The organism is Escherichia sp. Lx600-2 (assembly GCF_036662595.1).
GTDB lineage: Bacteria > Pseudomonadota > Gammaproteobacteria > Enterobacterales > Enterobacteriaceae > Escherichia > Escherichia coli.
The window spans coordinates 1-11467 of the sequence record NZ_JAYQWM010000097.1 but is presented as its reverse complement, the minus strand read 5'-3'; the positions used below and the strand labels follow the sequence as shown (position 1 = coordinate 11467).

General features: G+C 58.8%; 15 protein-coding genes and 4 pseudogenes. 14 read left to right on the top strand and 5 right to left on the bottom strand.

Annotated elements, in window-relative coordinates:
• The coding region (locus OQV04_RS21135) for an integrase core domain-containing protein (RefSeq protein WP_001513894.1) at positions 1 to 159 on the top strand (159 nt) is incomplete at its 5' end.
• 68 nt (positions 160 to 227) lie between these two features.
• A pseudogene (gene tnpB / locus OQV04_RS21130) lies at positions 228 to 417 on the top strand (IS66 family insertion sequence element accessory protein TnpB); the annotation flags it as partial.
• A 2-nt stretch (positions 418 to 419) separates the two neighbouring features.
• Here tnpB and OQV04_RS21125 read toward each other — a convergent pair.
• A complete protein-coding gene (locus OQV04_RS21125; RefSeq protein ID WP_063073487.1) occupies positions 420 to 608 on the bottom strand; it encodes a DUF1187 family protein in 189 nt (62 codons plus the stop codon).
• A gap of 79 nt (positions 609 to 687) precedes the next feature.
• Between OQV04_RS21125 and OQV04_RS21120 the strand changes: the two are divergent.
• Positions 688 to 1176 (top strand): annotated as a pseudogene (locus OQV04_RS21120) (transposase); the annotation flags it as partial.
• 266 nt (positions 1177 to 1442) lie between these two features.
• Here OQV04_RS21120 and OQV04_RS21115 read toward each other — a convergent pair.
• The 3 genes from OQV04_RS21115 to OQV04_RS21105 all read right to left on the bottom strand — a co-directional run bounded on the left by OQV04_RS21115 (position 1443) and on the right by OQV04_RS21105 (position 3824).
• Entirely contained in the window at positions 1443 to 1718 is a 276-nt protein-coding gene (locus OQV04_RS21115) for a type II toxin-antitoxin system RelE/ParE family toxin (protein ID WP_063073486.1), read from the bottom strand.
• Positions 1718 to 2002 (bottom strand): CopG family ribbon-helix-helix protein, encoded by a 285-nt coding sequence (locus OQV04_RS21110; protein ID WP_062894229.1) that lies wholly within the window; start codon positions 2000 to 2002, stop codon positions 1718 to 1720. Before OQV04_RS21110 ends, OQV04_RS21115 begins: the two co-directional genes overlap by 1 nt.
• 244 nt (positions 2003 to 2246) lie before the next feature.
• A complete protein-coding gene (locus OQV04_RS21105) occupies positions 2247 to 3824 on the bottom strand; it encodes a methyl-accepting chemotaxis protein (protein ID WP_001323889.1) in 1578 nt (525 codons plus the stop codon).
• 309 nt (positions 3825 to 4133) lie between these two features.
• Here OQV04_RS21105 and OQV04_RS21100 point away from each other — a divergent pair, with 309 nt between their 5' ends.
• A complete protein-coding gene (locus tag OQV04_RS21100; protein ID WP_001161490.1) occupies positions 4134 to 4694 on the top strand; it encodes a recombinase family protein in 561 nt (186 codons plus the stop codon).
• A gap of 3 nt (positions 4695 to 4697) precedes the next feature.
• A pseudogene (locus OQV04_RS21095) lies at positions 4698 to 5279 on the top strand (DUF4158 domain-containing protein); the annotation flags it as partial.
• Positions 5280 to 5312: 33 nt separating this feature from the next.
• Here the strand turns inward: OQV04_RS21095 and merR are convergent.
• The gene (gene merR / locus OQV04_RS21090; RefSeq protein WP_000429836.1) at positions 5313 to 5747 is read right to left on the bottom strand and encodes an Hg(II)-responsive transcriptional regulator; all 435 of its coding nucleotides are present in this window, start codon (positions 5745 to 5747) and stop codon (positions 5313 to 5315) included.
• Positions 5748 to 5818: 71 nt separating this feature from the next.
• Between merR and OQV04_RS21085 the strand changes: the two genes are divergently transcribed.
• From OQV04_RS21085 to OQV04_RS21045, 9 genes and pseudogenes are all read left to right on the top strand, one after another.
• On the top strand, positions 5819 to 6169 hold the full coding sequence (locus OQV04_RS21085; RefSeq protein WP_001294663.1) for a mercuric transport protein MerT: 351 nt from the start codon (positions 5819 to 5821) through the stop codon (positions 6167 to 6169).
• Positions 6170 to 6182: 13 nt separating this feature from the next.
• Positions 6183 to 6458, top strand: a complete 276-nt coding sequence (merP, locus tag OQV04_RS21080; protein WP_000732292.1) for a mercury resistance system periplasmic binding protein MerP — start codon at positions 6183 to 6185, stop codon at positions 6456 to 6458.
• Between the two features lie 35 nt (positions 6459 to 6493).
• Positions 6494 to 6916 (top strand): organomercurial transporter MerC, encoded by a 423-nt coding sequence (gene merC, locus OQV04_RS21075; protein WP_001340589.1) that lies wholly within the window; start codon positions 6494 to 6496, stop codon positions 6914 to 6916.
• 51 nt (positions 6917 to 6967) lie between these two features.
• Positions 6968 to 8662: a mercury(II) reductase gene (merA, locus tag OQV04_RS21070; protein WP_000105636.1), complete on the top strand. Its 1695-nt coding sequence runs from the start codon at positions 6968 to 6970 to the stop codon at positions 8660 to 8662.
• 17 nt (positions 8663 to 8679) lie between these two features.
• Positions 8680 to 9042, top strand: a complete 363-nt coding sequence (gene merD, locus OQV04_RS21065) for a mercury resistance co-regulator MerD (protein WP_001277456.1) — start codon at positions 8680 to 8682, stop codon at positions 9040 to 9042.
• Positions 9039 to 9275 carry a broad-spectrum mercury transporter MerE gene (gene merE, locus OQV04_RS21060; protein WP_000993386.1) on the top strand — a complete coding sequence of 79 codons (237 nt, stop codon included), beginning with the start codon at positions 9039 to 9041 and terminating at the stop codon, positions 9273 to 9275. Before merD ends, merE begins: the two co-directional genes overlap by 4 nt.
• 35 nt (positions 9276 to 9310) lie before the next feature.
• On the top strand, positions 9311 to 9979 hold the full coding sequence (locus OQV04_RS21055) for an EAL domain-containing protein (RefSeq protein ID WP_001300294.1): 669 nt from the start codon (positions 9311 to 9313) through the stop codon (positions 9977 to 9979).
• Between the two features lie 74 nt (positions 9980 to 10053).
• On the top strand, positions 10054 to 11322 hold the full coding sequence (locus OQV04_RS21050; protein ID WP_000179845.1) for a DNA-binding domain-containing protein: 1269 nt from the start codon (positions 10054 to 10056) through the stop codon (positions 11320 to 11322).
• A 46-nt stretch (positions 11323 to 11368) separates the two neighbouring features.
• Positions 11369 to 11467, top strand: a pseudogene (locus OQV04_RS21045) (IS6 family transposase); the annotation flags it as partial.

Genomic DNA, 11467 nt, shown 5'->3' with positions numbered 1-11467 from the left:
AAACCAGACGGGTTAACGGCAGCAAAGAACCTTGCAGAGGCGTTCGAGCATTATAACGAATGGCATCCGCATAGTGCACTGGGTTATCGCTCGCCACGGGAATATCTACGGCAGCAGGCCAGTAATGGGTTAAGTGATAACAGGTGTCTGGAAATATAGGGGCAAATCCAGTATCCGGATGTGCTGCCAGCCTTCTCAGTTAACCGATGTTTTCCGGGCTTTTTGCCATACTGAGGACTGATAACGTATTCCTGGTCGTAAAACCCGTCAATATGCGCCGGGGCATCGACAAAACTGACACAGTACGTCCGGAAAGAACTTAACGCTGCATGGCACGACAATGCTGCCTTTGTCTTTACCAACAAGGCTCGTTCCCGCATAAAAGTTCTACGCCGGGATAAACATGGCGTATGGCTGCGTCAGGCCTTCACTACTTCACACCGGAAGTCTTCCAGCCTGACACGAATATACCGTCCGGGCTCTTTCGCAGGTGCAAACAGTTTTTCACATTCGGCGAATGTCATTTCTGAATCCTGGTAACGCAACCACTGAACCGGCATATTACCGGGTTTGATTATTGTCGCAGTTATTTTATATCGTTTCCCCATATCGCCTCTCATCCTGACAACAAAATTACCGGCTGAGCCAGGGGGCCCTCACCCCCCTATAAGGGGTCCGCTTGGAAACATATCGAAGAAAACGGCCGGCGGGAGGAATACGGCGCGCTACCTGGGTCGTTATCTGAAGAAGCCGCCGATAGCAGCCTCCCGGCTGGCACATTACAACGGAGGGGCGAGCCTGAGCCTCCGTTACCTGGACCACAAAATGGGAGAAACGGCGACGGAAACGCTGACACAGCGAGAGCTGGTCGCGAGGCTGAAACAGCACATCCCGGAGAAGTTTTTTAAGATGGTGAGGTACTTCGGGTTCCTTGCCAACCGGGTGTGTGGAGAGAAGCTGCCGCAGGTGTACCGTGCTCTGGGGATGGATAAACCGGAAGCAGTGGCGAAAGTGTGCTATGCACAAATGATGAAACAGTTCCTGAGTCGTGATCCGTTCGAATGCGTGCTGTGTGGCAACCGGATGGTATACCGCCGGTCCCTTGCGGGGCTGAATGTATCAGGGCTGAAGAAAAACGCGCGGGATATCAGTCTGCTGAGGTATATGCTGGCCTGACGCAGGCTAAGTGTGCCCGGGAATTGGTGCAGGAATAAAAAACAGCCTGTTGCGGTATAAGAATCGACCATGCAGAGAGATAAAACACCGGAGTGGTGGGAAAAGCAGAAGAGCTCACGTGGCATAAGGCGTGGACAGCGGTATCGTCTGGTTTTTCAATTTCCTATACGTCAAGGATATTTAATGGAATATCAAACATTTGGCCTGATAACAATGCTCAAGGATTAATACCTGCAGGCTATGTTAAAGTTGTCCCCACACACAATCTACCTGTTTTCTCGTGTGTGCCACAGGCGCAATACATAAATAGTCTGGCCAGTAAGTTCGTAACGGATTTCGTACTCGCCAGCATAAATCCGTCTGACCTCCCTGGGTTCAAACTGAAACAACTGTTCTCCCATACGTGGATGAGTTAACAGAATGACCGGTGCCTGTGTCAGGGACTGCACCGTTCTGGCTGCAGCTGGTTTACTGGCCAGCGCCAGAAAATCATATAACCGCGCCAAATCAGAAAGCGCCTTACTGGTCCACTTCAGTTCCATCAGCGAGGCACCGGTAACGGATTGTCAGTACCGAGGCTGTCCGCCCAGGCCTGTACAGCCTGATGGTCGATAACCTGTCCGGATGTCACATCGTCCAGGGCTTCCAGCGTCAGGCGATTACGCTCCTCCTCCTGGGCAAGCCATGCAGAAAGCGCCTGTTTGATAATCCAGCCCCGGGACCGTTCCAGTCTGGCGGCCATCTGGTCGACTTTATCAGCCATAGGTAATGGCACATGCGCAGTAATTACTTTTGTTACTTGTGCGGTATTGTTTTTCATTTGCATATCCGATTAGTTGTTAATCATATTTAATCATAGTGATTACTTTCAGACGGAACAAGGGGGAACCGCAGAATTCGGAAAAAATCGTACGCTAAGCTAACGGTGTTCTCGTGACAGCTCTTTGACTAGGCTTTCTAAGGCCATTCTGATAGCCCTGACTTCCTGAAAAGCCATGGCTAAAATTTGTGCGGCTAAAAGGGATAACCGATGGTAAAGTAAGTTATCCCTGTCGAGATACTGAAAAGCGTTATCCTCGTTTTTCCCAAAACTGTTTTGCCAGTTCGCTCAGAGCGCTAGTTAACTGAGCGACAGATTTCGCACTTTGCAAATTATTCTGCCCGGTCTGTACATTGGTATCAGCAGCATCGCGTATATTGATAATACTGCGGTTTATGTCTTCACTTACTGCTCCCTGCTGCTCGACCGCAGTCGCTATTTGCGCGTTCATGTCGGTAATTTCGTTAACGCGTTGGCCAATTCCATCAAGAGCTGTAGCTGCTTCCTCTGCGTGAGCTACACTCGTGTGCGCTTGCCGACTACTTTGCTCCATGACTGTAACAGCGGATTGCGCTCGCTCTTGTAGAGCGCTGATCATGCTTTGAATATCCGTTGTCGATTGCTGTGTGCGAGCAGCAAGACTGCGAACCTCATCGGCGACAACAGCAAAACCACGCCCCTGCTCACCAGCACGCGCGGCCTCAATTGCTGCGTTGAGTGCCAACAAATTCGTTTGCTCGGCGATCCCTCGTATAACGTCAAGAACTTTTGATATCTCGTTACTTTGACCTTCAAGCTCATGAATAACCTGAGTGGCTTGCCTAATTTCACCTTCAAGGGCAGTGATTGACTGGCTTGTGTGGGCTACCAGACGCTGGCCAGATGCCGTCTCAGTGTCTGCTCTTCCGGCCGCATCTGCAGCATGCTGTGCATTGCTCGCAACCTCTTGAATGCTTGCCACCATTTGGTTTACTGCCGTTGCTATTTGATCTGTCTCTGCCTGCTGCTCAACTGTAAGTACATTGCTTGACTCAATATCCTTTAGTAGGCCTCGGGTGTGTTCGCTAAGCCGATTTGATGCATCACCTATGCGACCTACTATGGCGCCTGTTTCAGCTTGCATCATTCGTAAAGCAAACTCTATTTGGCCAAACTCATCGGTGCGCCCAGTGTAGAGGGATTGACTTAATGGGTTATTGGAAATATTCCTGGCTCTTTCAACCAGTCTTCCAAGAGGAGAGAGAATAGCCAAAACACTAACAGAGCTTAAGCTTCCTGACATTAAAGTGGCTAACAATAAGCTGCTTATTGATGTATCAGTAAGCATGCCGGCAGCCATTGCGCTTGATATAATACTACCCCATATGAGCAAGAGTATTTTCACGGAAAAGCTAGCAGCCAATTTCGGCCTCGCGGCCTTCCCGCTTCTCAATTGAGCATATAATTTTTCCGCAGCCAAAACCTGCTCAGGTTCAGGCTTGGTCCTTACAGACTGGTATTCAACAATCGAACCATTCTTAGCTATTGGCGTTACATAAGCACTTACCCAATAGTGGTCGCCATTTTTACAGCGATTTTTTACTAGCCCCATCCATGAGCGGCCAGATTTTAATGTACTCCACATATGCTCAAATGCAGCAGGCGGCATATCTGGGTGTCTTACGATGTTGTGAGGCTGGCCTAATAGTTCTTCCTCAGTGAAACCACTGATTTTAATGAAGTCAGGATTAACGTACGTGATATGGCTTTGAGGGGAGGTAGTCGAAAGAATATTGGCATCTTTTGGGAGTTCTAAGTTTCGACCCGTCACTGGTAAATTCTGGCGCATAAGAACCTCAAGGGTTGGCTGTTTTATTTTATTGTTTTCGGCATTAAGCCCAATTTCTTGAGCGTTACGATAAAGCTAGCATGGAAACGATAGGTGCAAGCAAGTTAAGGGTTGCATCGCGCATGTCAATCTAGGCTATACCCTAACTTGATGTCAGGCAGGGCCGCGCCGCTTCGTCAGAATAGAGTCTGCTTTCCCATTTTTTGACACATGCCCGCGAAGGTTATAGATTTCAGCCTGACAGAAATGGGCTTTGAGGCACAACGGAACAGAAAGTGCACTTAAGCCGCCTTCAACCAAGGAGACATCGTGCAGGGGCACCGCATCGGCTACGTCCGGGTCAGCAGCTTTGACCAGAACCCGGAACGCCAGCTGGAACAAACCCAGGTGAGCAAGGTGTTCACCGACAAGGCATCGGGCAAGGACACCCAGCGCCCCCAGCTCGAAGCGCTGCTGAGCTTCGTCCGCGAAGGCGATACAGTGGTGGTGCACAGCATGGATCGGCTGGCCCGCAACCTCGATGACCTGCGTCGCTTGGTACAGAAGCTGACTCAGCGCGGCGTGCGCATCGAGTTCCTGAAGGAGGGCCTGGTGTTCACTGGCGAGGACTCGCCGATGGCCAACCTGATGCTGTCGGTGATGGGGGCCTTCGCTGAGTTCGAGCGCGCCCTGATCCGCGAGCGGCAGCGTGAGGGCATCGCCTTGGCCAAGCAGCGTGGCGCGTACCGGGGCCGCAAGAAAGCCCTGTCCGATGAGCAGGCTGCTACCCTGCGGCAGCGAGCGACGGCCGGCGAGCCCAAGGCGCAGCTTGCCCGCGAGTTCAACATCAGCCGGGAAACCCTCTACCAGTACCTCCGCACGGACGACTGACACATGCCGCGTCGCTTGATCCTCTCGGCCACGGAGCGGGACACCCTGCTTGCGCTGCCGGAAAGCCAGGATGACCTGATCCGCTACTACACCTTCAACGACTCCGACCTGTCGCTGATCCGCCAGCGACGCGGCGACGCCAACCGCCTCGGCTTCGCCGTGCAGCTCTGCCTGCTGCGCTACCCCGGTTACGCGCTGGGAACCGACAGCGAGCTGCCCGAGCCGGTCATCCTGTGGGTGGCGAAGCAAGTCCAGGCCGAGCCGGCGAGCTGGGCAAAGTACGGCGAGCGCGACGTGACCCGTCGCGAGCATGCCCAGGAACTGCGCACCTACCTGCAACTGGCCCCGTTCGGCCTGTCCGACTTCCGCGCCCTGGTGCGCGAGCTAACCGAGCTGGCCCAGCAGACCGACAAAGGCTTGCTGCTGGCCGGTCAGGCCCTGGAGAGCCTACGGCAGAAACGACGCATCCTGCCGGCGCTGAGCGTGATTGACCGGGCCTGCTCGGAAGCCATTGCGCGAGCCAATCGGCGGGTCTACCGCGCCCTGGTCGAACCACTCACGGACTCGCATCGGGCCAAGCTGGACGGGGGCACCTCAGAAAACGGAAAATAAAGCACGCTAAGGCATAGCTGACCTTGCCAGGCCTGCTTCGCCCTGTAGTGACGCGATCAACGGGCAGGAAACATTCCCCTTTCGTGCATGGCAGGCGCACACGAGTTCAGACAGCACGGTTTCCATGCGCGCCAAGTCGGCCATCTTCTCGCGCACGTCCTTGAGCTTGTGTTCGGCCAGGCTGCTGGCCTCCTCGCAGTGGGTGCCATCGTCGAGCCGCAACAGCTCGGCAATCTCGTCCAGACTGAACCCCAGCCGCTGTGCCGATTTCACGAATTTCACCCGAACCACGTCCGCCTCCCCATAGCGGCGGATGCTGCCGTAAGGCTTGTCCGGTTCCCGCAACAGGCCCTTGCGCTGATAGAAGCGGATTGTCTCCACGTTGACCCCGGCCGCCTTGGCAAAAACGCCAATGGTCAGGTTTTCCAAATTATTTTCCATATCGCTTGACTCCGTACATGAGTACGGAAGTAAGGTTACGCTATCCAATCCAAATTCAAAAGGGCCAACGTATGTCTGAACCACAAAACGGGCGCGGTGCGCTCTTCGCCGGCGGGCTGGCCGCCATTCTTGCATCGACCTGCTGCCTGGGGCCGCTAGTACTGGTCGCCCTGGGCTTCTCCGGTGCTTGGATCGGCAACCTGACGGTGCTGGAACCCTATCGACCGTTGTTCATCGGCGCGGCGCTAGTGGCGCTGTTCTTCGCCTGGAAGCGGATTTACCGGCCCGTGCAGGCATGCAAGCCAGGTGAGGTCTGCGCGATTCCGCAGGTGCGCGCCACCTACAAGCTGATTTTCTGGATCGTGGCCGTGCTGGTCCTGGTCGCGCTTGGATTTCCCTATGTCGTTCCATTTTTCTATTAACCAGGAGTTCATCATGAAGAAACTGTTTGCCTCCCTTGCCCTCGCCGCCGCTGTTGCCCCGGTGTGGGCCGCTACCCAGACCGTCACGCTAGCGGTTCCCGGCATGACTTGCGCCGCCTGCCCGATCACAGTCAAGAAAGCGCTCTCCAAGGTCGAAGGCGTGAGCAAGGTCGATGTGGGCTTCGAGAAGCGCGAGGCCGTCGTCACTTTTGACGACACCAAGGCCAGCGTACAGAAGCTGACCAAGGCCACCGCAGACGCCGGCTATCCGTCCAGCGTCAAGCAGTGAGCCAGCAAGCCAACGACAACAGCGAGAGCCGCTTCATGGGACTGATGACACGCATTGCCGATAAAACCGGCGCGCTCGGCAGCGTCGTTTCCGCGATGGGCTGCGCCGCCTGCTTTCCAGCCCTCGCCAGCTTCGGCGCGGCCATCGGGCTGGGCTTCTTGAGCCAGTACGAGGGACTGTTCATCAGCCGCCTGCTGCCGCTGTTTGCCGCGCTGGCCTTCCTGGCGAACGCGCTGGGTTGGTTCAGTCATCGGCAATGGCTGCGCAGTCTGCTCGGCATGATCGGCCCGGCCATCGTGTTTGCGGCCACGGTCTGGCTGCTCGGCAACTGGTGGACGGCGAACCTGATGTACGTCGGCCTGGCCTTGATGATTGGGGTGTCGATCTGGGACTTCGTGTCGCCGGCGCATCGCCGTTGCGGACCGGACGGCTGCGAACTCCCCGCCAAGCGCTTGTGAAAGACGGCTGACCGTGCGACACGGCGGCCCACACGAATAAGGAACGATGGTATGAGCACTCTCAAAATCACCGGCATGACTTGCGACTCGTGCGCAGTGCATGTCAAGGACGCCCTGGAGAAAGTGCCCGGCGTGCAATCAGCGGATGTCTCCTACGCCAAGGGCAGCGCCAAGCTCGCCATTGAGGTCGGCACGTCACCCGACGCGCTGACGGCCGCTGTAGCTGGACTCGGTTATCGGGCCACGCTGGCCGATGCCCCCTCAGTTTCGACGCCGGGCGGATTGCTCGACAAGATGCGCGATCTGCTGGGCAGAAACGACAAGACGGGTAGCAGCGGCGCATTGCATATCGCCGTCATCGGCAGCGGCGGGGCCGCGATGGCAGCGGCGCTGAAGGCCGTCGAGCAAGGCGCACGTGTCACGCTGATCGAGCGCGGCACCATCGGCGGCACCTGCGTCAATGTCGGTTGTGTGCCGTCCAAGATCATGATCCGCGCCGCCCATATCGCCCATCTGCGCCGGGAAAGCCCGTTCGATGGCGGCATCGCCGCTACCACGCCGACCATCCAGCGCACGGCGCTGCTGGCCCAGCAGCAGGCCCGCGTCGATGAACTGCGCCACGCCAAGTACGAAGGCATCTTGGAGGGCAATCCGGCGATCACTGTGCTGCACGGCTCCGCCCGCTTTAAGGACAATCGCAACCTGATCGTGCAACTCAACGACGGCGGCGAGCGCGTGGTGGCATTCGACCGCTGCCTGATCGCCACCGGCGCGAGCCCGGCCGTGCCGCCGATTCCCGGCCTGAAAGACACTCCGTACTGGACTTCCACTGAAGCGCTGGTCAGCGAGACGATTCCTAAGCGCCTGGCCGTGATTGGCTCATCAGTGGTGGCGCTGGAGCTGGCGCAGGCGTTCGCCCGACTCGGAGCGAAGGTGACGATCCTGGCTCGCAGCACGCTGTTCTTCCGCGAAGACCCAGCTATAGGCGAAGCCGTCACGGCCGCATTCCGCATGGAGGGCATCGAGGTGAGGGAACACACCCAGGCCAGCCAGGTCGCGTATATCAATGGTGAAGGGGACGGCGAATTCGTGCTCACCACGGCGCACGGCGAACTGCGCGCCGACAAGCTGCTGGTCGCCACCGGCCGCGCGCCCAACACACGCAAGCTGGCACTGGATGCGACGGGCGTCACGCTCACCCCGCAAGGCGCTATCGTCATCGACCCCGGCATGCGTACAAGCGTGGAACACATCTACGCCGCAGGCGACTGCACCGACCAGCCGCAGTTCGTCTATGTGGCGGCAGCGGCCGGCACTCGCGCCGCGATCAACATGACCGGCGGTGACGCGGCCCTGAACCTGACCGCGATGCCGGCCGTGGTGTTCACCGACCCGCAAGTGGCGACCGTAGGCTACAGCGAGGCGGAAGCGCACCATGACGGCATCAAAACTGATAGTCGCACGCTAACGCTGGACAACGTGCCGCGCGCGCTCGCCAACTTCGACACGCGCGGCTTCATCAAACTGGTGGTTGAAGAAGGCAGCGGACGACTGATCGGCGTGCAGGCAGTGGCCCCGGAAGCGGGCGAACTGATCCAGACGGCCGCACTGGCGATTCGCAACCGGATGACGGTGCAGGAACTGGCCGACCAGTTGTTCCCCTACCTGACGATGGTCGAAGGGTTGAAGCTCGCGGCGCAGACCTTCAACAAGGATGTGAAGCAGCTTTCCTGCTGCGCCGGGTGAGGACAAGGAGGTGTGCGATGAGCGCCTACACGGTATCGCAACTGGCCCATAACGCTGGGGTGAGCGTACATATCGTGCGCGACTACCTGGTGCGCGGCTTGTTACGGCCGGTGGCCTGCACCACGGGCGGCTACGGCGTGTTCGACGATGCGGCCTTGCAACGGCTGTGCTTCGTGCGCGCGGCCTTCGAGGCGGGTATCGGCCTGGATGCCCTGGCGCGGCTGTGCCGTGCGCTCGACGCAGCGGACGGCGCACAAGCCGCAGCGCAGCTTGCCGTGCTGCGCCAGTTGGTCGAGCGGCGGCGCGCGGCGTTGGCCCATCTGGACGCGCAACTGGCCTCCATGCCAGCCGAGCGGGCGCACGAGGAGGCATTGCCGTGAACGCCCCTGACAAACTGCCGCCCGAGACGCGCCAACCCGTTTCCGGCTACCTGTGGGGTGCGCTGGCCGTGTTGACCTGCCCCTGCCATCTGCCGATTCTCGCCGCCGTGCTGGCCGGGACGACCGCCGGTGCCTTCCTTGGCGAGCATTGGGGTGTTGCCGCGCTCGCGCTGACCGGCTTGTTCGTTCTGGCCGTAACGCGGCTGCTGCGCGCCTTCCGGGGCGGATCATGACGAGTTCGCAGCCCGCCGGATGGACGGCGGCCGAGTTGGCGCAGGCGGCGGCGCGCGGACAGCTTGACCTGCATTACCAGCCGCTGGTCGATCTGCGCGATCACCGGATCGCTGGCGCGGAAGCGTTGATGCGCTGGCGGCATCCGAGGCTTGGCCTGTTGCCGCCCGGCCAGTTCCTGCCGCTGGCCGAGTCGTTCGGCCTGATGCCGGAAATAGGCGCGTGGGTGCTGGGCGAGGCCTGTCGCCAGATGCACAAGTGGCAAGGACCGGCATGGCAACCGTTCCGTCTTGCCATCAATGTGTCCGCCAGCCAGGTTGGGCCAACGTTCGACGACGAGGTAAAGCGGGTGCTGGCCGATATGGCCCTGCCCGCCGAGCTTCTGGAGATCGAACTGACCGAATCGGTCGCATTCGGCAATCCAGCCCTGTTCGCCAGTTTCGACGCCTTGCGCGCCATCGGCGTGCGCTTCGCCGCCGACGACTTCGGCACCGGCTATTCCTGCCTGCAACATCTGAAATGCTGCCCCATCACCACATTGAAAATCGACCAATCCTTTGTCGCCAGGCTCCCGGATGATGCCCGTGACCAAACTATCGTGCGGGCGGTGATCCAGCTCGCGCACGGGCTGGGCATGGATGTCATTTTCAGAAGACGACTGCACCAGTTGATTGGGCGTAATGGCTGTTGTGCAGCCAGCTCCTGACAGTTCAATATCAGAAGTGATCTGCACCAATCTCGACTATGCTCAATACTCGTGTGCACCAAAGCGAGGTGAGCATGGCGACGGACACCCCACGGATTCCAGAACAAGGCGTGGCCACTCTGCCTGATGAGGCTTGGGAGCGTGCGCGCCGTCGTGCGGAGATCATCAGTCCGTTGGCGCAGTCGGAGACGGTCGGGCACGAAGCGGCCGATATGGCGGCTCAGGCGCTGGGCTTGTCTCGGCGCCAGGTATACGTTCTGATCCGGCGTGCCCGGCAAGGCAGCGGCCTCGTGACGGATCTGGTGCCCGGCCAGTCCGGTGGAGGTAAAGGTAAGGGGCGCTTGCCGGAACCGGTCGAGCGCGTCATCCACGAGCTACTGCAAAAGCGGTTCCTGACCAAGCAGAAGCGCAGCCTAGCGGCCTTTCACCGCGAAGTCACTCAGGTGTGCAAGGCTCAAAAACTGCGAGTGCCGGCGCGCAATACCGTGGCCTTACGGATCGCTAGCCTTGACCCGCGCAAGGTCATCCGCCGGCGGGAAGGCCAGGATGCCGCTCGTGACCTACAAGGTGTGGGCGGCGAGCCTCCTGCCGTGACCGCGCCGCTGGAGCAGGTGCAGATAGACCATACGGTCATCGACCTGATCGTGGTCGATGACCGCGACCGGCAACCTATTGGCCGCCCGTACCTGACCCTCGCCATCGACGTGTTCACCCGCTGCGTGCTCGGCATGGTCGTCACGCTGGAAGCGCCGTCTGCCGTTTCGGTTGGCCTGTGCCTCGTGCATGTCGCCTGCGACAAGCGCCCTTGGCTGGAAGGACTGAACGTGGAAATGGATTGGCAGATGAGCGGCAAGCCCTTGCTGCTCTACCTAGACAACGCGGCCGAGTTCAAGAGCGAGGCCCTGCGCCGGGGTTGCGAGCAGCATGGCATCCGGCTGGACTATCGCCCGCTGGGACAGCCGCACTATGGCGGCATCGTGGAACGGATCATCGGCACGGCGATGCAGATGATTCACGACGAACTGCCGGGAACGACCTTCTCCAACCCTGACCAGCGCGGCGACTACGATTCCGAAAACAAGGCCGCCCTGACGCTGCGCGAGCTAGAGCGCTGGCTCACATTGGCGGTCGGCACCTACCACGGTTCGGTGCACAACGGCCTGCTCCAACCGCCGGCCGCGCGCTGGGCCGAGGCCGTGGCGCGTGTCGGCGTACCGGCCGTCGTCACACGCGCTACTTCGTTCCTGGTCGATTTTCTGCCGATCCTCCGGCGCACGCTGACCCGCACCGGCTTTGTCATCGACCACATCCACTACTACGCCGATGGGCACTGTTGCAAATAGTCGGTGGTGATAAACTTATCATCCCCTTTTGCTGATGGAGCTGCACATGAACCCATTCAAAGGCCGGCATTTTCAGCGTGACATCATTCTGTGGGCCGTACGCTGGTACTGCAAATACGGCATCAGTTACCGTGAGCTGCAGGAG

What these genes read in the sequence shown, in the direction of transcription:
- OQV04_RS21125 (WP_063073487.1), bottom strand. Translation starts at nt 608, where the DNA reads ATGGGGAAACGATATAAAATAACTGCGACAATAATCAAACCCGGTAAT.
- OQV04_RS21115 (WP_063073486.1), bottom strand. Translation starts at nt 1,718, where the DNA reads ATGGAACTGAAGTGGACCAGTAAGGCGCTTTCTGATTTGGCGCGGTTA.
- OQV04_RS21110 (WP_062894229.1), bottom strand. Translation starts at nt 2,002, where the DNA reads ATGCAAATGAAAAACAATACCGCACAAGTAACAAAAGTAATTACTGCG.
- OQV04_RS21105 (WP_001323889.1), bottom strand. Translation starts at nt 3,824, where the DNA reads ATGCGCCAGAATTTACCAGTGACGGGTCGAAACTTAGAACTCCCAAAA.
- merR (WP_000429836.1), bottom strand. Translation starts at nt 5,747, where the DNA reads ATGGAAAATAATTTGGAAAACCTGACCATTGGCGTTTTTGCCAAGGCG.
- OQV04_RS21085 (WP_001294663.1), top strand. Translation starts at nt 5,819, where the DNA reads ATGTCTGAACCACAAAACGGGCGCGGTGCGCTCTTCGCCGGCGGGCTG.
- merP (WP_000732292.1), top strand. Translation starts at nt 6,183, where the DNA reads ATGAAGAAACTGTTTGCCTCCCTTGCCCTCGCCGCCGCTGTTGCCCCG.
- merC (WP_001340589.1), top strand. Translation starts at nt 6,494, where the DNA reads ATGGGACTGATGACACGCATTGCCGATAAAACCGGCGCGCTCGGCAGC.
- merA (WP_000105636.1), top strand. Translation starts at nt 6,968, where the DNA reads ATGAGCACTCTCAAAATCACCGGCATGACTTGCGACTCGTGCGCAGTG.
- merD (WP_001277456.1), top strand. Translation starts at nt 8,680, where the DNA reads ATGAGCGCCTACACGGTATCGCAACTGGCCCATAACGCTGGGGTGAGC.
- OQV04_RS21050 (WP_000179845.1), top strand. Translation starts at nt 10,054, where the DNA reads ATGGCGACGGACACCCCACGGATTCCAGAACAAGGCGTGGCCACTCTG.